This window comes from Streptomyces spinoverrucosus (assembly GCF_006539505.1).
GTDB lineage: Bacteria > Actinomycetota > Actinomycetes > Streptomycetales > Streptomycetaceae > Streptomyces > Streptomyces spinoverrucosus.
The window spans coordinates 228,541-244,914 of the sequence record NZ_BJND01000004.1; the positions used below are offsets into that span (position 1 = coordinate 228,541).

General features: G+C 72.2%; 18 protein-coding genes. 8 read left to right on the top strand and 10 right to left on the bottom strand.

Going from position 1 to position 16,374, the window contains the following annotated elements:
* The first annotated feature begins 97 nt into the window (after nucleotides 1-97).
* Nucleotides 98-652, top strand: a complete 555-nt coding sequence (locus tag SSP24_RS02640) for a DM13 domain-containing protein (protein ID WP_141307074.1) — start codon at nucleotides 98-100, stop codon at nucleotides 650-652.
* A 10-nt stretch (nucleotides 653-662) separates the two neighbouring features.
* Here SSP24_RS02640 and SSP24_RS02645 read toward each other — a convergent pair whose 3' ends face one another.
* The 4 genes from SSP24_RS02645 to SSP24_RS02660 form a co-directional block, all read right to left on the bottom strand.
* The gene (locus SSP24_RS02645) at nucleotides 663-1,118 is read right to left on the bottom strand and encodes a hypothetical protein (protein ID WP_229864785.1); all 456 of its coding nucleotides are present in this window, start codon (nucleotides 1,116-1,118) and stop codon (nucleotides 663-665) included.
* Nucleotides 1,119-1,252: 134 nt separating this feature from the next.
* Nucleotides 1,253-1,834: an MFS transporter gene (locus tag SSP24_RS02650; RefSeq protein WP_373866234.1), complete on the bottom strand. Its 582-nt coding sequence runs from the start codon at nucleotides 1,832-1,834 to the stop codon at nucleotides 1,253-1,255.
* Between the two features lie 61 nt (nucleotides 1,835-1,895).
* On the bottom strand, nucleotides 1,896-2,471 hold the full coding sequence (locus tag SSP24_RS02655) for a GntR family transcriptional regulator (RefSeq protein WP_141307078.1): 576 nt from the start codon (nucleotides 2,469-2,471) through the stop codon (nucleotides 1,896-1,898).
* Nucleotides 2,437-3,291, bottom strand: coding sequence for a LysR family transcriptional regulator (locus SSP24_RS02660; RefSeq protein WP_141307079.1), 855 nt, complete (start codon nucleotides 3,289-3,291; stop codon nucleotides 2,437-2,439). The genes SSP24_RS02655 and SSP24_RS02660 overlap by 35 nt, the downstream gene beginning before the upstream one ends.
* Nucleotides 3,292-3,359: 68 nt before the next feature.
* Between SSP24_RS02660 and SSP24_RS02665 the strand changes: the two genes are divergently transcribed.
* Nucleotides 3,360-4,244: an EamA family transporter gene (locus SSP24_RS02665; protein WP_141307080.1), complete on the top strand. Its 885-nt coding sequence runs from the start codon at nucleotides 3,360-3,362 to the stop codon at nucleotides 4,242-4,244.
* Nucleotides 4,245-4,280: 36 nt separating this feature from the next.
* On the opposite strand, the gene SSP24_RS02670 is transcribed toward SSP24_RS02665, so the two are convergent.
* Complete coding sequence (locus SSP24_RS02670; RefSeq protein WP_141307081.1) at nucleotides 4,281-4,538, bottom strand: hypothetical protein; 258 nt, start codon at nucleotides 4,536-4,538, stop codon at nucleotides 4,281-4,283.
* 111 nt (nucleotides 4,539-4,649) lie between these two features.
* Between SSP24_RS02670 and SSP24_RS02675 the strand changes: the two genes are divergently transcribed.
* Nucleotides 4,650-4,994 carry a cupin domain-containing protein gene (locus tag SSP24_RS02675; protein ID WP_141307082.1) on the top strand — a complete coding sequence of 115 codons (345 nt, stop codon included), beginning with the start codon at nucleotides 4,650-4,652 and terminating at the stop codon, nucleotides 4,992-4,994.
* 25 nt (nucleotides 4,995-5,019) lie between these two features.
* Here SSP24_RS02675 and SSP24_RS02680 read toward each other — a convergent pair whose 3' ends face one another.
* Nucleotides 5,020-6,021: a LacI family DNA-binding transcriptional regulator gene (locus tag SSP24_RS02680; protein WP_141307083.1), complete on the bottom strand. Its 1,002-nt coding sequence runs from the start codon at nucleotides 6,019-6,021 to the stop codon at nucleotides 5,020-5,022.
* 111 nt (nucleotides 6,022-6,132) lie between these two features.
* Here SSP24_RS02680 and SSP24_RS02685 point away from each other — a divergent pair, with 111 nt between their 5' ends.
* On the top strand, nucleotides 6,133-7,296 hold the full coding sequence (locus tag SSP24_RS02685; RefSeq protein WP_141307084.1) for a Gfo/Idh/MocA family protein: 1,164 nt from the start codon (nucleotides 6,133-6,135) through the stop codon (nucleotides 7,294-7,296).
* Between the two features lie 31 nt (nucleotides 7,297-7,327).
* Here the strand turns inward: SSP24_RS02685 and SSP24_RS02690 are convergent, their stop codons facing one another.
* Entirely contained in the window at nucleotides 7,328-8,362 is a 1,035-nt protein-coding gene (locus SSP24_RS02690; protein ID WP_141307085.1) for a LacI family DNA-binding transcriptional regulator, read from the bottom strand.
* A gap of 135 nt (nucleotides 8,363-8,497) precedes the next feature.
* Between SSP24_RS02690 and SSP24_RS02695 the strand changes: the two genes are divergently transcribed.
* The 3 genes from SSP24_RS02695 to SSP24_RS02705 all read left to right on the top strand — a co-directional run bounded on the left by SSP24_RS02695 (nucleotide 8,498) and on the right by SSP24_RS02705 (nucleotide 11,573).
* Nucleotides 8,498-9,664, top strand: coding sequence for a phytanoyl-CoA dioxygenase family protein (locus SSP24_RS02695; RefSeq protein ID WP_141307132.1), 1,167 nt, complete (start codon nucleotides 8,498-8,500; stop codon nucleotides 9,662-9,664).
* A 16-nt stretch (nucleotides 9,665-9,680) separates the two neighbouring features.
* The gene (locus SSP24_RS02700; protein ID WP_141307086.1) at nucleotides 9,681-10,457 is read left to right on the top strand and encodes an SDR family oxidoreductase; all 777 of its coding nucleotides are present in this window, start codon (nucleotides 9,681-9,683) and stop codon (nucleotides 10,455-10,457) included.
* Between the two features lie 111 nt (nucleotides 10,458-10,568).
* A complete protein-coding gene (locus tag SSP24_RS02705) occupies nucleotides 10,569-11,573 on the top strand; it encodes a Gfo/Idh/MocA family protein (protein WP_141307087.1) in 1,005 nt (334 codons plus the stop codon).
* Between the two features lies 1 nt (nucleotide 11,574).
* Here the strand turns inward: SSP24_RS02705 and gad are convergent, their stop codons facing one another.
* Both gad and SSP24_RS02715 read right to left on the bottom strand, forming a co-directional pair.
* Entirely contained in the window at nucleotides 11,575-12,957 is a 1,383-nt protein-coding gene (gad, locus tag SSP24_RS02710; RefSeq protein ID WP_141307133.1) for a glutamate decarboxylase, read from the bottom strand.
* Nucleotides 12,958-13,410: 453 nt separating this feature from the next.
* Nucleotides 13,411-14,343: a GNAT family N-acetyltransferase gene (locus SSP24_RS02715; RefSeq protein ID WP_141307088.1), complete on the bottom strand. Its 933-nt coding sequence runs from the start codon at nucleotides 14,341-14,343 to the stop codon at nucleotides 13,411-13,413.
* 143 nt (nucleotides 14,344-14,486) lie between these two features.
* On the opposite strand from SSP24_RS02715, the gene pgfA reads away from it, so the two are divergent.
* Nucleotides 14,487-15,440, top strand: coding sequence for a cell envelope lipid trafficking protein PgfA (gene pgfA / locus SSP24_RS02720; RefSeq protein ID WP_141307089.1), 954 nt, complete (start codon nucleotides 14,487-14,489; stop codon nucleotides 15,438-15,440).
* A gap of 25 nt (nucleotides 15,441-15,465) precedes the next feature.
* Here pgfA and SSP24_RS02725 read toward each other — a convergent pair whose 3' ends face one another.
* Nucleotides 15,466-16,374 carry a sugar phosphate isomerase/epimerase family protein gene (locus SSP24_RS02725; RefSeq protein ID WP_141307090.1) on the bottom strand — a complete coding sequence of 303 codons (909 nt, stop codon included), beginning with the start codon at nucleotides 16,372-16,374 and terminating at the stop codon, nucleotides 15,466-15,468.

Below are 16,374 nucleotides of genomic sequence, written 5' to 3' on the forward strand. Positions count from 1 at the left end.
CACCGTAAGAATTCCGTCATCCGCTCGAGGCTCGCGGTCGGTCGCCCGGGGTGTCTTGAATGGCTTCGGCCAGGAACGGAAGGAGACGGGGATGGGGATGCCGCGCAGGCTCTGGGTGTCGGTGAGTGCGGTCGTCGCGCTGGTGGTCGTCGGGGTGGGGCTGTACTGGTTCCAGCCGTGGAAGTTGTGGGTGGACGAGACCGTGCAGGAGGCGGCGCCCGCGGCGCCACCGGTCGCGGCCGACGCTCCGGAGGCGCCGGTTGCGGACAGCGGTTCCGGCACACCCACTCCCCCGGGGCCGGTGACGGTCGCGCGCGGGGAGCTGATCAGCCATGAGCACGCCACGTCCGGCACGGTGAGCCTGCTGCGGCTTCCCGACGGCTCGCATGTGCTGCGGCTGACGGGCCTCAACACCAGCAATGGCCCGGACCTGCGGGTGTGGCTGACGGACGCGCCGGTGAAGGAGGGCCGGGCGGGGTGGCATGTGTTCGACGACGGGGCGTACGAAAGCCTGGGACGACTCAAGGGAAACAAGGGGGACCAGAACTACACGGTCCCTGCGGGTGTCGATCCGGCCGCCTTCACCAGTGTGAGCATCTGGTGCGACCGGTTCGACGTGTCGTTCGGGGCGGCGGAGCTGACGCGCGTCTAGGGGTCGGGAGTCAGCCCGCCCCGTGCCGCCGGGCGAGGGCCCGGATCTCGTGGACGGCGCCCGCCTGCGTCAGCAGCATGGTCCCCGCCTCGCGGCCCTCGTGGTGCAGGCGCAGCCGAGGGCCGTCGACGAGCACGCGCAGTTCCGGCCAGGGGTATCGCCACAGCAGGACGGAGCGTTCCCAGAGCTGGATCCCTTGCGTGGTCACGCGGATCTGATACTGCGGGCCCTGGTGGAGGTCCGGCGGGACGTGCTCGGTGTACGGGGGCTGGACCGTGTAGGTGCCGAGCACCATCTCCCCCGGCTCCAAGGCCGCGTCGCGGATGCCCCGCCGGCGGCCGATGCTCGTCCCGGCCCAGGCGCCGAGCCCGGCCATCACGGGGACTACAGTGACCATCACCCACCAGGGTGCGTCGGCCTCGTTCAGATATCCGAGGACCACCGTCACTGCCGGCAGCGCGGCCACGCCGGCACCGGTCAGCGTGGCGGCGGCGAATCCGCCGGTCTCTGCCTTCTTCCATTCCCCTGCTCTCTCCTGGCATGTGCCAGGACCTTACGTGATGCTGGACGCGCTGCCCGGAGGTCCCTGCCTCGCCCCGGTCAGTGCGTGCCGGCCAACTCCTGCGCCGCGCTGCCGGACGGCGCCTTCCTCGCACCGCGCAGCGCGGCCGCGCCGATGAAGATCGCGTAGATCATGGTCTGGGCGCTGTTGAGGAACACCTCGGACAGGAAAACCAGCGTCATGGTCACCGCCGGCGGCATGTGGACGCTGAGCAGGAAGACACAGGGGACGGTCAGCGCGAACCAGATCGCCGAGATGCGCGGGGCGCCGAAGCTGTCGGCGGCCCGACCGGCGAGCAGCATGCCCACAATGCCGCCGAGGTTGAACAGGACGACGAAGGTCAGCGCGGAGCCCAGCTCGTAGCTCTCGCCGCGCATCAGGGTAGGCAGCCAGGTGGCGACGCCGTATACGAGGAGCAGTCCGCCGAAGGAGGCCAGCCAGTACAGCAGGGTCTGGTAGTCGCCGGCGTCGAGGAAGCGGACCTCGGCGCCGAGGGTGGCGGCGCGCTCGGCCTCGTCCCGGCGGATCGCCTTGATCTCGTCCAGTTGCTTGCCCTCGCGCCACGCCTTTGCGGACTCACCGCGCGACGCGGCCAGGGCGAGGCCCCGCCCGCCCGCCAGACGAAGTCCCCGGCGTTGGACAGGTGGACGCCCGCCCCGCGCGCGTCAGTCGCGCAACGCATCAGTCACGCAACGCATCGATCACGCCTGCGGGGTGGGCGCGGACGGCCGCCTCGGCCGCCTGCGGGTCCCTGGCCCTCATCGCCTCGATCATGGCCAGATGCTCGTTCAGGGACTGCTGTGGACGCCCCGGCCGGAGCGCCAGCTGGAGGCGGTGGCGCACCAGTTGGGCGTTGAGCCGCTCCAGCAGCTCCACGGCCGTGCGCTGGCCGGAGAACTCCCGGATCCGGGCGTGCAGTTCATGATTGAGGTCGGAGTACGTCATCGGCTCACCGTCGGCGACCGCCTTGGTCATGGCCGTACCAAGGTCGGTCAGTTCGTCCAACTGCTCGTCGGTTGCCGCGACGGCCGCCTTCGCCGCGCACAGTCCTTCCAGGACCATGCGGCACTCCGTGATGGCGACCGCTTCGTCCACGGTCACCACCCGCACCCGCGAGCCGCGGTTGCGGATCCGCTCGACCAGGCCCTGTGCCTCCAGATCGATCAGCGCCGCCCGAATGCTCGCCCGGGTCACATCGAACTTGTCAATAATTTTGTTTGCCTTATTGCGTGCGGTACAGCGCGGAGACCAGTTCAATCACGGCCTGCGTGCCGGGATGCGGGTCGTCGCGCCACCAGATCAGCCGTACGGCGACCGGCTCGGCGTCGCGCACCGGCCGGTAGACGACACCGGGGCGCCGGTACTGGTGGGCGGTGGACTCGGCCGTGACGCCGATGCACCGGCCGGTGGCGATCACGGTGAGCCAGTCGTCGACGTCACGGGTCTCCTGGATGACCGGTCGGGCGTCGGCAGGCCACAGCTCGGGCGTGGTGGTGCCGGTGCGGCGGTCGATCAGGAGGGTGCGCCCGGCCAGTTCGGCGAGCCGTACCGCGCGGCGGCGGGCCAACGGATCGTCGGCGGCCAGCGCGCACAGCCGTCGCTCCAGTCCCACGATGGCGGAGTCGAAGCGCCGCTCGTCCACCGCCCAGCGCACCACCGCGAGATCACAACTGCCCTCCAGCAGCCCGGCCGTGGGTGAGTTGGCCCGCACCAGGTGCAGTTCCGTCTCCGGATGGGCGGCGCTCCAGCGACGCTGGAAGGGCAGGGTGTGCCGGCCGAGGGCCGCCCAGGCGTAACCGATCCGCAGCCGGACGTGCCCGGAGGTGGCCTCGCCCACGAGGTCGTCGACCTCCGCGAGCACCCGCCGGGCGTGCGCCACCACCCGCAGCCCGGTGGCCGTCGGCGCCACCTCTCGGGACGTACGCCGCAACAGCCGTACCCCCAGGGCCCGTTCGAGGGAGGCCAGGGTGCGGGAGACGGCCGCCTGGGAGACGCCCAGAGAGTGGGCCGCGTCGGTGAACGTGCCCTCGTCGACGATCGCGACCAGACAGCGCAGCTGCCGGAGTTCCACATCCATGCGGCCAGCGTATAGATGCCGCGCCTCATTCATTTTGCGCAATCACTGCCCGCGCGCACGATCGGCGCATGCGAACTGCTCCCGCACGCGCGCTGCCCGCGCGTCCCCGCCCGCACGTACCGGCCCCAGGACGACTGGCCGGGGTGGTCACCATGGCCGGCAGCGGTCTGTCCAACCAGGTCGGCGCGGCCGTCGGCGCGCTGGCCTTCCCGGCCCTCGGACCCGTCGGTGTCGTGGCGGTGCGCCAGTATGTGGCCGCCGCCGTACTGCTGGCCGTGGGCAGGCCGCGCGTGCGGGAGTTCACCTGGCGGCAGTGGTGGCCTGTGCTGCTGCTCGCGGTGGTGTTCGGCACGATGAACCTCAGCCTCTACACCGCCGTCGACCGCGTCGGCCTCGGTCTCGCCGTGACCCTGGAGTTCCTGGGACCGCTGGTCATCGCCCTGGTCGCCGCCCGCCGTCGGCTGGACGCGTGCTGTGCGCTGATCGCGGGGGCGGGCGTGGTGGTCCTGATGCGCCCCCAGCCCTCGGCGGACTACGTCGGCATGGGCTTCGCCCTGCTGGCGGCCGCCTGCTGGGCGTCGTACATCCTGCTCAACCGCATCGTTGGCCAACGGCTGCCCGGGGCGCAGGGGGCCGCAGCGGCGGCCGGGGTGTCGGCGCTGCTGTTCCTGCCGGTCGGCGTGCTGGTGGCGGTCCGCCATCCGCCGACCGCGCAGGCGCTGGGCTGTGCCGTGGCGGCCGGGGTGCTCGCGTCCGCGGTGCCGTACCTGGCGGACCTGTTCACGCTGCGCCGGGTGCCGGCCCAGACGTTCGGGCTGTTCATGAGCGTCAATCCGGTGCTCGCCGCGGTGGTCGGCTGGGCGATCCTCGGTCAGGAACTGGGGCTCGCGGAGTGGGCCGGGATCGGGGCCGTTGTGACGGCCAACGCCCTCAGCATGGTCGTACGGCGATGAGGGCGGCGGCGGACGGGGGCCTGCCGGTCGGGTTCACTAGCCGAGCTGGGTGTGCTGCTCGGTCCACTCGCCGATCTGGGCCTCGTCGCCGTGGAAGACGACCTGAACCCCGTCGTACTCGGCCATCGGGTAACGGTCGGCGTCCGGATCCTCCGGCCACCTGCCCTGCCAGTACACCCAGGCAATTCTTACCGGGTCCTTGCGGCTCTGGAGGTAGTTAGAGGTCGCCCCGGGGACCATCGCGGCCATCCGCCGCGCCTCCGCCGCCGTGTGCACATCGGTGCCGAGCCACACCTCGTCCGGCCACCGGTTTTCGCGTCCGCGACGATGTGTCCGCCCTGCCGCTTCCCCGCACCACACTCTGTCGGCAGCCCGACCCGGTACGTCCTGGCTAGGGTCGGCCCCATGAACCACAGCTTCTCTCTCCACATCCCCGACGCCGAGCTCGAACCGGAGCCCCTCGACCCGGCGCAGATCGTCTCCGGGACGCCCGAGGTGACCGGGAAGGTGGTGTGGGAGTCGGAGGACGGCCGTCAGATCCGGGGCGTCTGGCAGATCACGCCGGGGGTCGTCACCGACACGGAGGCCGAAGAGCTGTTCGTGGTGATCAGTGGCTCGGCGACGATCGAGGTGTCGGACGGGCCCACCCTGCGCGTCGGCCCCGGCGACATGGCGGTACTGCGCGAGGGCGACCGTACGACGTGGACGGTGCACGAGACGCTGCGCAAGGCGTACGCGATCAACCTGTAGGCCGTACGGCGCATCACGCAGGCGATCAACCACCGACGGCGCCCGTCGTGCCGCGGATCTCCAGCGTCGGCACGGCGAGGTGCAGCCGCCCCTCTCCCCCGGCCCTCCCCAGCCGGTCGAGCAGGCAGCGGGCGGCGTGGCGGCCGACCTCGTGGCCCGCGTTGTCGACGGTGGTGAGCCACAGGTGCCGCAGCCGGGCGATGCTCGTGTTGTCGTAGCCGGCCACCGACAGGTCGTGCGGGACGCGCAGCCCCAGCTCCCCGGCCGCCGACAGCGCGCCGACGCAGGCGATGTCGTTGACCGCGAAGACGGCGGTGGGCCGGTCGCGGCGGCTGAGCAGCCGGACGGTGGTGCGGTAGCCGCCCTCCTCCGTCATGTCGCTGGGCTCCACCACGGCCAGGTCGGCCAGGCCGTGCTCGCGCATCGTCGCCTCGAAGCCGCGCCGCCGCAGGTCGCCGACGGCGCCGTAGCCCGCGATGTGCGCGATGCGGCGGTGGCCGAGGCCGATGAGGTGCTCCGTGACGAGCCGCGCGCCCTTCTCGTCGTCGCCCGCGACCACATCCACCCCGGGCGGCACGGGTTCGCGGGCTCCGGCCAGCACCACGGGTATCCGCTCGGCGACCGCCCCGAGCGCCGCCGGATCCGGCAGCGTACCGACCACGACCAGGCCGTCGACGCCGAGGTCCTGGAAGGGGCCGGTGAGGTCCTGGCCGGTGCGCCGGTTGAGGCGGGCGTCGGCGAGCAGCATGTGCAGACCGCCCGCGTGCAGCAGGGAGTTCAGGCCGTCGAGCAGGTCGACGTACCAGGGGTTGCGCAGGTCGGGCAGGAGGACGCCGACCGTGCGGGTGCGCTGCTCGCTGAGGCTGCGCGCGGCGGCGTTCGGCCGGTAGCCGAGCTCGCGCACGGCCCGCAGGACGGCCTCCCGCTTCTCGGGCCGCACCTGGTCGGAGCCGCGCAGGACCAGCGAGACCAGCGACTTGGAGACACCGGCGCGTTCGGCCACGTCACGGATCGTCGGCGCTCTCATGGGATGGACCGTTCCATGAGGCGTCGCAAGCTGTCAAAGGGTTGACACCCGGCGGAGGGCGACCCCAGGGTGGCCTGGACAGGTTCTGGAACGGTCCAAAGAGGGGCTCTCATGGTGGACACGCTCGGCGTCGCCGTCGTCGGATTCGGCTGGATGGGCCGGGTCCACACCCAGGCCTACGCCCGCCTCCCGCACCATTACCCGCAGCTGCCCCTGCGTCCGGAACTGGTGACCGTCGCCGAGGAGGTGCCGGGCCGGGCCGAGCAGGCCGCCGAGCAGTTCGGGTTCGCCTCGGCGACCCGCGACTGGCGCGAGGTGGCCGGCGACCCGTGCGTGCGGGCGGTCAGCATCACCGCGCCGAACTTCCTGCACCGCGAGATCGGCGTGGCGATGGCCGAGGCCGGCAAGCACATCTGGATCGAGAAGCCGGTCGGCCTGACGGCCGATGACGCCCGCGCGGTCGCCGATGCGGTGGCCAAGGCCGGTGTGCAGGGCGCGGTCGGCTTCAACTACCGCAACGCGCCCGCCGTGGAGACCGCCCGCGAGCTGATCGCCTCCGGTGAGCTCGGCACGGTCACGCATGCCCGGATCCGGCTGTTCAGCGACTACGCGGCGCATCCCGAGGGTGCTCTGACCTGGCGGTACGAGCGGGAGCGCGGCGGTAGCGGAGTGCTGGGCGATCTGGCCTCGCACGGCGCCGATCTGGCCCGCTTCCTGCTCGGCGACATCGCGTCGCTCACCGCCGACACGGCGATCTTCGTCCCGGAGCGGGCCCGCCCCACCGGCGCCACCGCAGGCCACTCCCGTGCCACCGGCGGCGAACTCGGCCCCGTCGAGAACGAGGACTACGTGAGCGCTCTACTGCGCTTCGCCTCCGGCGCCCGGGGTGTCCTGGAGGCCTGCCGGGTCTCGGTCGGCGAGCAGAACACCTACGGCTTCGAGGTGCACGGCACCAAGGGCGCGGTGTTCTGGGACTTCCGGCGCATGAACGAGCTGGGGATCAGCCGGGGCACGGCCTACCAGGACCAGCCCGTGAGCACGGTGTACGTCGGCCCGGGCCACGGCGAGTTCGCCGCCTTCCAGCCGGGCGCCGCCAACGCCATGGGCTACGACGACCTGAAGGTCATCGAGGCGTACCGCTTCCTGCGCTCCATCGCCGAGGGCACCCCGCACGGGGCCACGCTGTCGGACGCCGTGCACAGTGCCGTCGTACTGGACGCGATGGCGCGGTCCGCCAAGAGCGGTGCGTGGGTCACCGTGGACGCGCGCGGGTGACGGCGGATCAGCGGACGACCCGACGCGAGTGTTACACGGCCGCCGCCTGCGGCGGCATGTTGTAGGGCGTCACCACCTGGATCGCGGACGGCAGGGTGGGCCCGGCGGGCGGCAGCGCGCCGTGTGCGCGCATCACCAGATGGCAGGCCTCGCGCATGTCCTGGCGCAGGTCGTGGTGGAGTACGGCGGACAGGCGGTGCTCGCGCAGCAGGCGGGTGTTGTCGTGGTCCAGGTCGTGCGCGACGAACACCGCACACTCGCGCCCGATGTCCTCGAAGGCGCGCAGGGTGGCGATGTTGCCGCCACCGATCGAGTAGACCGCGCGGATGTCCGGGTCGCGTTCCAGGGCGGCGCGGACGAGGTCGTACTGCGTGGCGTCCAGGCCCTGGCCCTCGGCGATCTCGACGAGGGTGCGCTGCGGGTGCCGGGCGCGCATCGCGCCGCGGAAGCCCATCTCACGCTCCTCCTCGTTGCGGAAGAAGCCACTGCTGAGGCTGGTGAGGACATTGCCGGGGCGGTCGCCGAGCCACTGGCCCATGAGGTACGCGGCGGTCGCGCCCGCCGCCCGGTTGTCGATGCCGACGTAGGCCAGGCGGGCGCTGGCGGGCAGGTCGGTGACCAGGGTGACGACGGGGATGCCCGCCGCGACCAGCCGGGCCACGGCGGCGGTGACCTCGGGGACGTCCGGGGCCTTGAGGACCACGCCCTGCGAGCCGCGCCGGGCGATCCGGTCCAGGGTCCGCACCTGTTCCTCGGCCGGTCCGGTCTCCCGGAAGTGGAACCGCGAGCGAACGACGGCCGGGTGCAGGGACGGCAGCTCCGCCTCCAGGGCGGCGCGTACGGCGGTGGAGAACCGCTCCGGCGCCTGCATCACTATGTCGATCATGAAGGTACGGCCGACCAGCCGGACCTGGGTGCGCTGCCGGTCCAGGTCGGCGATGGCGCGGCGCACCTCCTGCGCGGTGCTCTCGCGCACGCCGCCCCGCCCGTTGAGGACCCGGTCGACGGTGGCCTCGCTCAGACCGGCCTGACGTGCGATCTCCCGGATCGGGAAGGGGTGGCCCACGGACGGCTCCTTGAGGGGTTTTTGATGGGTAGCTGCTGGTTGTTCGAGGGGTTTGTACTGACAAGAATGACAGGGCTGCGCCACCCCGTCACCGAAGTGGCAGCACTGCGCCATCCCGTCACCGAGAGGACGCCGATGTCCTTCACCTCCGTACCCCGCGGTGCCTGGCTGTCCGAGCGGGACTGCGACCTCGACGCCTTCCGGGCCCACGTCGAGCGGACGACCGACGCCGCCGACTATCCGGGCGCCGCCTCCGTCGAGCGGAACGTCCTCGTCTACGACAGCGAGCGGCTCCGCGCAGCCCCGGACCGCCGGGGCGTCCAGGCCGAGCTGGTCCGCGCGCTCTCCGACGGCCCCGGGATCGTGGTGTTCCGGGCCGCCTTCCCGGACCTAGCGGTCGTGGACGCCGTCACGGCCGTGTTCGAGGCCCTGATCGCCGAGCAGCGCGCCTCGGGCGCGGCCGCGGGTGACCACTTCGCCAAGCCGGGCGCCAACGACCGGGTGTGGAACGCGCTGGAGAAGGCGGCCCTGTACGACCCGGAGGCGTTCGCCGGCTACTACGCCAACGACGTGCTGGCCCTGGTGTCGGGGGCCTGGCTCGGCCCCGGCTACCAGGTCACCTCGCAGGTCAACGTGGTCAACCCGGGCGGCGCCGCGCAGACCGCGCACCGCGACTACCACCTGGGGTTCCTGTCGAATGAGGCCGCGGCGGCCTACCCGGCGCATGTGCACCGCCTCTCCCCCGTGCTCACCCTCCAGGGCGCGGTGGCGCACTGCGACATGCCGGTGGAGACCGGGCCGACGATGTACCTGCCGTACTCGCAGACGTACGAGCCCGGCTATCTGGCCTGGCGGCTGCCGGAATTCCGGGCCTACTTCGAGGAGCGGCAGGTCCAGCTTCCGCTCGCCAAGGGCGACGCCGTCTTCTTCAACCCCGCGCTGTTCCACGCCGCCGGCACCAACCGCTCCCGGGACGTGCGGCGCATGGCCAATCTGCTCCAGGTGTCGTCGGCGTTCGGGCGCGCGATGGAGACGGTGGACCGGGAGGCCGTCGCGAACGCCGTCTTCCCGGTGCTGCTCAAACGCCGGGCCGAGGGCTGGGACGAGCACCGGTTGCACCACGTCATCGCCGCGAGCGCCGAGGGCTACCCCTTCCCCACCAACCTCGACAACGACCCGCCGGTCGACGGACTGGCCCCGCCTTCCGCGGCGGATGTCGTACGGCGGGCGCTGCGCGAGGACTGGAACCCCGAGGCGCTCCGAGTGGCGCTGCGGGCCGGCGCCGAGCGGCGCGAGAGCTGAAAGGAAACGGCACGACATGGGACTTCTCGACGACAAGGTCGTCCTCGTCAACGGCGGCAGTCAGGGCGTCGGCGCGGCCGTCGCGCGGGCCGCGGTGCGCGAAGGGGCGGTCGTGGCCGTCACCGGGCGGCGCCCGGAGCCCGGTGCGGCACTGGTGGCGGAGCTGACCGCCGCCGGGGGCAAGGCCGTGTTCCTCAGGGCCGACCTCGCGGACGCCGGTCAGGCGAAGGACGCGGTGGCCCGGACCGTCGCCGAGTACGGCCGGATCGACTGCCTGGTCAACGCCGCGGGCCTGACCTCCCGGGGCACGCTGCTGGACACCACGCCCGAGCTGTTCGACCAGCACATCGCGATCAACCTCAGGGGGCCGTTCTTCGCGATGCAGGCCGCCGTCGCGGACATGCTGGCGCGCGAGGCGCCCGGCACGATCGTCAACATCATCACGTCCTCGGCGCACGGCGGGCAGCCGTTCCTCGCCCCGTACGTCGCCGCCAAGGCCGGACTCGCCGGGCTGACCCGCAACGCCGCGCACGCCCACCGCTGGGACCGGATCCGGATCAACGGCCTCAACATCGGCTGGACCGCGACCGAGGGCGAGGACGCCACGCAGCGCGCCTTCCACGGCGCCGGGGATGACTGGCGCCAGGAGGCTGCCGCCCGGCTGCCGATGGGGAAGCTCGGGCAACCGGACGAGATCGCCGACTTCGTGGTGTTCCTGCTGTCGGAGCGGTCCGGGGTGGTCACCGGGTCCGTGATCGACTGGGACCAGAACGTACTCGGAGGACTCGACTAAGGAGTTGCCACGATATGTCGTCGGTCGTCTGGCGGCATCGTCGTGGCTTGTCGCGCAGTTCCCCGCGCCCCTAGGGCGCTGCACAACCCCCACCTCAAGGAGCCACACCCCATGCGCATCGGAATCCTCGGCCTCGGCCGCATCGGCGCCTTCCACGCCGAAACCCTCTCCGGACTCGACGCGGTCGAGTCGCTCGTCCTCGCCGACCCGTTCGCGGACGCGGCCAAGGCCGCCGCCGAGCGGTTCGGGGCCGAGGTCGCCGACTCGCCCGAGGCCGTGCTGGCCGCCGGGATCGACGGCGTGGTGATCGCCGCCGCGACCGACGCCCATCCCGACCTCATCCTCGCCGCGGTGAACGCGGGCGTGCCCGCGTTCTGCGAGAAGCCCGTCGCCCGCACCATCGCCGAAAGCGTCGCGGTGCTGAAGGCCGTCGAGGGCCGGGACGTGCCGGTGCAGATCGGCTACAACCGCCGCTTCGACGCCGGGTTCGTCGCCGCGCGGGACGCCGTGCTCGCCGGAGAGCTGGGCAAGCTGCACACCGTACGGTCGACCACCCTGGACCCGGCGCCGCCGCCGGCCGCGTACATCGCCGCCTCCGGCGGCATCTTCCGCGACTGCTCCGTGCACGACTTCGACATCATCCGCTGGGTGACGGGCCACGAGGTGACCGAGGTGTACGCCGTCGGCGGCAACCGGGGCGCGCAGTACATCGCGGAGGCGGGTGACGCCGACACCACGGGCGCGCTGCTCACGCTGGACGACGGCACGATCGCGGTGATCTCCAACAGCCGTCACAACGGCCGGGGTTACGACGTACGGATGGAGCTGCACGGCTTTGCGGACTCGATCGCCGTCGGCCTGGAGGACAAGCTGCCGCTGCGGTCGGTGGAGCCCGGCGTGACCTTCCCGGCGGGTACCCCGCACGACTTCTTCATGGACCGCTTCACCGCGGCCTACCGCGCCGAACTCACCGCGTTCACCGAGGTCGTCGCGGGCAGCCGGCCCTCGCCGTGCACGGTCGCGGACGCGTTGGAGGCGGGCTGGATCGCGGAGGCGTGCACGCTGTCGTTGCAGGAGCACCGGCCCGTTCGCATCGAGGAGGTCCGCGCCGTCTGACTCAGTGGTGGAACGCCGGCTGCTGCGCCACGGCCGCAGTCGGCGCCTCGGTGAGCCGGCCGACGGCGGTGCGCAGGTCGCCCGCGAGGAGTGCGATCTTGTCGTAGCCGGTGCCGTGCCGGACCAGGACGCGCTGCACGACGGTGTCCTCGCGGCCGAGGGCGAGCGGATACGCGGGGACCTGCCAGCCGCGGCGGCGCAGCTGGTCGGTGACGTCGTACAGCGTGAAGGGGCTCGCGTCGGGCTCGGTCAGCGTCCACGTCACGGCGGGCAGGGCGCCGTGGCCGTCGTAGAGGACGGTGAAGGGGCCCAGGGCGGTGACCTGTTCGGCCAGCATTCCGGCCGTGGCCGCGCAGGCGCCGTGCACCTTCGTGTAGCCCTCGCGGCCCAGGCGCAGCAGGTTGTAGTACTGGGCGATCACCTCGCCGCCGGTGCGGGAGAAGTTCAGGGCGAAGGTGGGCATGTCGCCGCCGAGGTAGGAGACGCGGAAGATCAGGTCCTCGGGGAGCAGGTCGGGTGAGCGCCAGACCACCCAGCCGACGCCGAGGGGGGCCATGCCGTACTTGTGGCCCGAGACGTTGATGGAGGCGACGCGGGGCAGCCGGAAGTCCCACACCAGGTCGGGCTGGAGGAACGGGGCGACGAAGCCGCCGCCGGCCGCGTCGACGTGCACGGGGATGTCGAGGCCGGTGTCCGCCTGGATGCGGTCGAGTTCGGCGGCGATCTCGGCGACGGGCTCGTAGACGCAGGTGTAGGTGACGCCGAGGATCGCCACGACGCCGATGGTGTTCTCGTCGACGTACTCCCGCAGTTGGTGCGGGCGCAGTCCCAAGGCGTCCGCCTCCAGTGGGACTTGGCGCAGCTCCACGTCGAAGTAGCGGGCGAACTTCTCCCAGCAGACCTGGACCGGCCCGACGACCAGGTTGGGCCGGTCGGCGGGTTGGCCCGCGGCGCGGCGGCGTTCGCGCCAGCGCCACTTCAGGGCGAGGCCGCCGAGCATGCAGGCCTCGCTGGAGCCGGTGGTGGAGCAGCCGAGGGTGGTGGCTCCGTCCGGGGCGTTCCACAGGTCGGCGAGCATATGGACGCAGCGGTTCTCGATCTCGGCGGTCTGCGGGTACTCGTCCTTGTCGACCATGTTCGTGCCGAGGCAGTCGTCCATCAGCTGGTGCACCTCGGGCTCCGCCCAGGTGGTGCAGAAGGTCGCCAGGTTCTGCGAGGCGTTGCCGTCCAGGCTCAGCTCGTCGTGGATCAGGGCCCGGACCGCGCGGGCGTCGGACACGCTCTCGGGCATCCGGTACTTCGGCAGCGACCGCTCGCTGATGGGCAGCGTGTACACGTCGTCCAGGGGGCCCGGCGCCGGGCGGCCGGTCTGGTGCAGGGCCATCGAGTCGAACCCCCGGTCGTGGGACGGCACGGCGGGGAGGCCGGGGCGAGTACCCGAGCGGCACATGTGAGGGACAGCGACTCGCGCCCGGCCTCCCTCAGTCGGCAATCTCGCACACACCCCGCACCCGCGCCCGCCGAGACACCCGGACGACGGCACCGGACCCACCCACCCGGCCGCGCCCGGAGTCGGCGCCCTCCCCACACGCACCGCAGCCGCGCCCGCCCAGGACACCCGGATCACCCGCCGCGCCCGCAATCGGCACCCTGCCGCACACGGCACGCACCGCGCCCGCCCAAGACACCCGGATCACCCGACCGTGCCCGCAATCGGCACCCCGCCCCACACGGCACACACCCGCGCCCGCGCCCGCCCAAGGCACGCGGATCACCGCACCGCGCCCACCCACCCGGCCGAGCCCGCAATCGGCAACCCCGCCCCACACGGCAAACCTCACGGCGCCGACAGCACCAACCGCCGGGCGAAGTTCCGGTACCCGAGGCGGTCGAACGCGGCGGCCATCGGTCGGTTCGGCAGGTCCGTGTCCGCCCGGACGACCTCGGCGCCCGCCTCCTCCGCGAGGATGCGGGTGATCTCGGTGAGCAGGTCGTCGACGTAGCCGTGGCCCCGCTGCTCGGGCAGCACGCCGAGGTAGCCGACGACGTGCGAGCCGGTGTTGCGGGAGGGCAGCGCGAAGCCGACCGTGCGGCCGTCGGCGTCTTCGGCGACCCGCCACCAGGAGCGCTCGCCCGGCATCGAGTCACGGTAGAACGCGACGTCGGCCCGGGCCTGCGCCTGAGCGCCCACCGTGTCGGCCCCCGCACGTGACGCGGCGTCGAGCGTGCCGTCGAGGACCCGGCGGAACAGGTCGACGAACACCTCGTCGTCGGCCTCGTGGCGGAAGCGCAACCGGCGGGGCGGCGCCGGCACGCCGCTCTCGCGGGTCCACTCGTAGCGCAGCCGTTCGACCGACACGGTGAGCCCGGCGCGCCGGGCCGCCTCCTGCCGCCAGCCGAGGTCGGCGACGGCGTCCGGCCGCTCCCGCCAGTCGGCGGGCAGCAGTATGTGGAAGTCCGGGAGCGTTCCCTCGAAGGTGGCGTGGGCCGCCGTAAGGAGACCGGCAGCGAAGTCCGTCCGCCCGTCGGACGCGACGGCGCTGAGGGTGTCGAGCGCGCCGGGCCGCGCGTCACCGGGGTTGCCCCACCACAGCGCGACGGCGTGCAGCTCACCGGCCTCCTCCGCGACCCACGTCCACTCCGGCCGGTACTCCCCCTTGGCGAGCCCCTCCCGGTAGGCGTCCGCAGAGGCCCAGACGCCGAGCTGGCCGGCGGGCAGCAACGCGAGGACGCGGGGCAGGTCGGACTCGGCCAGGGTGCGGAAGATCACGGGGCCTCCGGGGTCGGCGCGGGGTGTGCGCCATTGTCGCGTGCCGATGAGCGGTGCCCGCAACTGGTTTGTCACGCAGGTGCGTAGACGCGGCGTATCGCCAAGGCCTACGGTCCCGGAGCAGCCAAGCCCTGGAGTGCCGGATGCGCCGTAGCGCCTCGCCCCTCTCCCTGGTCCTGCTGGGCCTGGGTGTCTTCCTGCTCGTGCTCGCGCCGATGCTCGCGTGGTACGTCAAACCGCGCGCGGCCGTGAACCCGGTCGACATCGACGTGACCGCCGTCTACAAGGGCACGGGCAGCTATTTCGACGTCGAGGAGACCGAGACGGTCCACGACCGGCCGATCACCGTCACCCAGCGGGTGCGCGGCGACGTCGGCGACAGCGAGCGCAGCGGTCGCGCGGTGTGGGACGTGGTCACCACGGTCGACACGGAGAAGTCGCTGCCCGCCGCCGACCCGCACGACGCGCTGGACTTCTCGACCGCCCGCTGGGTCACCGACCGCCGCAGCAACCGGCCCGCGCACTGTTGCCAGGAGCAGCCGTACCACGAGGGCGAGGCCTACCTGAAGTTCCCGTTCGACGTGCAGAAACGCCCGTACCGCTGGTGGGACAGCCAGCTCGGCTCGACGGTCACCCTCTCCTACCGGGGCACCGAGAAGATCCGCGGCTACCAGGGGTACGTCTTCACGGGCACCGTCCCGCCCACGAAGATCGGCACCCGCCAGGTGCCGGGCGCGCTCGTGGGGCGGCCCGGGGCCTCCCAGGTGTTCGCCGAGGAGTGGTACTCCAACCACGGCATCAAACTGGTCGTCGACCAGGCCACGGGCCGTGTCCTGTACGCCCAGCTGGGCCCCCGCCAGACGCTGCGCGCTCCCGGCGCCGAGAAGGACGCCGTGGTGCTGCTGGACGTGAAGAAGCTCAGCCACACGCCGGACACGCAGAAGTTCGCGGTCGACAAGGCGAAGGCGGACAGCGCACAGCTGCGCGCGGTCGGCCGGACGGTACCGATCGGCGCCGCCGCCGCGGGCTTCGTACTCGCCGTCGTGGGCGGGGTGCTGGTGGTACGAGGGCGGAGGCAGCCCGCGGACGAGCAGTGACCGCTGCCCCACCCCGTACGGGCCGTCAGGCTCCGCAGGACCGCAGGAACTTGCGGGTGCGGACCGCGATCGGCAGCGGCTTGTCCGGCTCGCAGGGGTACATGTCCTGCTCGACGATCGCGAACAGTTCCACACCCAGTCCCTGAGCGGCCGTGAGGACCGGCCCCAACTCCGGTACGCCAGACGGCGGTTCGCACATCACGCCGCGCTGCACGGCCGGCCCGAACGGCACCTCGTTCGCGACGACGTCGGCGAGGATCTCGGGGTCGACCTGCTTGAGGTGCAGATAGCCGATGCGCTCGCCGTACGTCTCGATCAGCTTGACGCTGTCGCCGCCGCAGTAGGCGTAGTGCCCGGTGTCCAGGCAGAGGTTGACCAGCTCGGAGTCGGTGGAGTCGAGGAAACGCTCGACGTGGTCCTCGGTGTCGATGTGGGTGTCGGCGTGCGGGTGCACGACGATGTCGAGTCCGTACGTCTCCTTGACCTCGTGCCCGAGGCGTTCCATGCCCTTGGTCAGGTACGCCCACTGCTCGGCCGTCAACTCCGGCGGCTCCAGGATCTCGGCGGTCTTGTCGTCGCGCCAGAACGACGGGATGACCACCAGGTGCCCCGCACCCATGGCCTGGGTGAGGGCGGCGACCTGGCTGACGTGCTCCCAGGTGGGCTCCCAGACGGACGGGCCGCGGTGCAGGCCGGTGAATACCGTGCCCGCCGAGACTTTCAGGTTCCGCTTGTTCACCTCGTCGGTGAGGCGGGCAGGGTCTGTCGGCAGATAGCCGTAGGGGCCCAGCTCGATCCACGAGTAGCCGGCCTCGGCGACCTCGTCGAGGAAGCGTTCCCAGGGGACCTGCTGGGGGTCGTCGGGGAACCAGACGCCCCAGGAGTCCGGCGCCGAGCCGACCCGGATGCGGTCGAGGGCGGGGGTGTCGGCCAT

Excerpts from the sequence above, each read along its gene's own strand:
- SSP24_RS02640 (WP_141307074.1), top strand. The coding sequence starts at position 98 with ATGCCGCGCAGGCTCTGGGTGTCGGTGAGTGCGGTCGTCGCGCTGGTG.
- SSP24_RS02660 (WP_141307079.1), bottom strand. The coding sequence starts at position 3,291 with ATGGATGTGGAACTCCGGCAGCTGCGCTGTCTGGTCGCGATCGTCGAC.
- SSP24_RS02665 (WP_141307080.1), top strand. The coding sequence starts at position 3,360 with ATGCGAACTGCTCCCGCACGCGCGCTGCCCGCGCGTCCCCGCCCGCAC.
- SSP24_RS02675 (WP_141307082.1), top strand. The coding sequence starts at position 4,650 with ATGAACCACAGCTTCTCTCTCCACATCCCCGACGCCGAGCTCGAACCG.
- SSP24_RS02680 (WP_141307083.1), bottom strand. The coding sequence starts at position 6,021 with ATGAGAGCGCCGACGATCCGTGACGTGGCCGAACGCGCCGGTGTCTCC.
- SSP24_RS02685 (WP_141307084.1), top strand. The coding sequence starts at position 6,133 with ATGGTGGACACGCTCGGCGTCGCCGTCGTCGGATTCGGCTGGATGGGC.
- SSP24_RS02695 (WP_141307132.1), top strand. The coding sequence starts at position 8,498 with ATGTCCTTCACCTCCGTACCCCGCGGTGCCTGGCTGTCCGAGCGGGAC.
- SSP24_RS02700 (WP_141307086.1), top strand. The coding sequence starts at position 9,681 with ATGGGACTTCTCGACGACAAGGTCGTCCTCGTCAACGGCGGCAGTCAG.
- SSP24_RS02705 (WP_141307087.1), top strand. The coding sequence starts at position 10,569 with ATGCGCATCGGAATCCTCGGCCTCGGCCGCATCGGCGCCTTCCACGCC.
- gad (WP_141307133.1), bottom strand. The coding sequence starts at position 12,957 with ATGGCCCTGCACCAGACCGGCCGCCCGGCGCCGGGCCCCCTGGACGAC.
- pgfA (WP_141307089.1), top strand. The coding sequence starts at position 14,487 with ATGCGCCGTAGCGCCTCGCCCCTCTCCCTGGTCCTGCTGGGCCTGGGT.
- SSP24_RS02725 (WP_141307090.1), bottom strand. The coding sequence starts at position 16,374 with ATGGCCGACACCCCCGCCCTCGACCGCATCCGGGTCGGCTCGGCGCCG.